Source organism: Oleiphilus sp. HI0079, from assembly GCF_001635105.1.
Genome location: NZ_LWFT01000932.1, coordinates 1 through 1,082 on the forward strand (window position 1 = coordinate 1; position 1,082 = coordinate 1,082).

Below are 1,082 nucleotides of genomic sequence, written 5' to 3' on the forward strand. Positions count from 1 at the left end.
GTTCTCCCGCCCATCATTAGTCGTTTTATGAAAAGTTATCCTGATGTTTCATTGCACATGCATCAGGGGACGCCCGCTCAGATCTCGGAGATGTGCTCGGATGGAGTCGTCGATTGCGCTATTGCGACGGAGGCGCTAAGTCAGCATGCGGACTTAATTATGATGCCTTGTTATCGTTGGAATCGCGTTGTGGTCGTACCCAAGAATCATCCTCTGCTGAGTGAATCTAAGCTCACGCTTGAGCGGTTGGCTGAGCATCCGATTGTGACGTATGTTCTTGGTTTTACAGGACGAGCAAAGCTCGATGAGGCTTTTTCTTCGAAAGGTTTGGAGCCAAATGTCGTATTCACGGCTTCTGATGCCGATGTTATCAAAACCTATGTCCGACTTGGTCTTGGAGTTGGCATTATTGCTTCGATGGCGTTTGATCCCGTAAGAGATTCAGACTTGGTGGCGATACCGGCAACAGACTTATTCCCTGATGCGATCACTAGTATTGCTTTGCGTAAAGGAACATTCATGCGCGGATTCATGTATGAGTTTTTAGCAGAATTTGCGCCGCATTTAACGCGAGACTTGGTTGATGAAGCTTTCTATAGTCATGCCCATAGAGAAGATGTGTCGAAAGTGTTTGCAGAAGTCGATATTCCCCGATACACCACTTAGGTGGTTCGGGGAATGGGTGAATGCAACTCTCAGCGACGAGTTGACGTTCACTGGCTGAATTTATTTGATGTGCAGACCGCATTCTTTTTGCGTTTCTTCTTCCCACCACCAGCGGCCTTCTCGCTCATGCTGGTTTGGTAATACTGCTCGAGTGCATGGCTCACACCCAATGCTGATAAAGCCTTTTTCGTGAAGCTTGTTGGTTGGCACTTCGCTCATGCGAAGGTAGTCCCAAACCTCTTTTGACGACCAGTTTGCTAGCGGATTGAATTTGATTAAGGTTTTGCCTTCAGCAGCGTTGGCCGTATCAAGCTCTATGACAGCCACTTCTGAGCGTGTACTTGGACTTTGATCTTTGCGTTGTCCTGAAATCCAAGCTTCTAGCGTGGCGAGCTTTCGACGTAAGGGTCTTACTT

At 47.7% G+C, this 1,082-nt stretch carries 2 protein-coding genes; one reads left to right on the forward strand and one right to left on the reverse strand.

The window, feature by feature from the left end:
• Positions 1-666: LysR substrate-binding domain-containing protein (locus tag A3750_RS17175; RefSeq protein ID WP_197475109.1), on the forward strand; the 666-nt coding region annotated here is incomplete at its 5' end.
• Between the two features lie 60 nt (positions 667-726).
• Here A3750_RS17175 and A3750_RS17180 read toward each other — a convergent pair.
• Positions 727-1,082 (reverse strand): phosphoadenylyl-sulfate reductase (locus A3750_RS17180; RefSeq protein WP_082873338.1); only part of this gene is annotated, 356 nt, incomplete at its 5' end.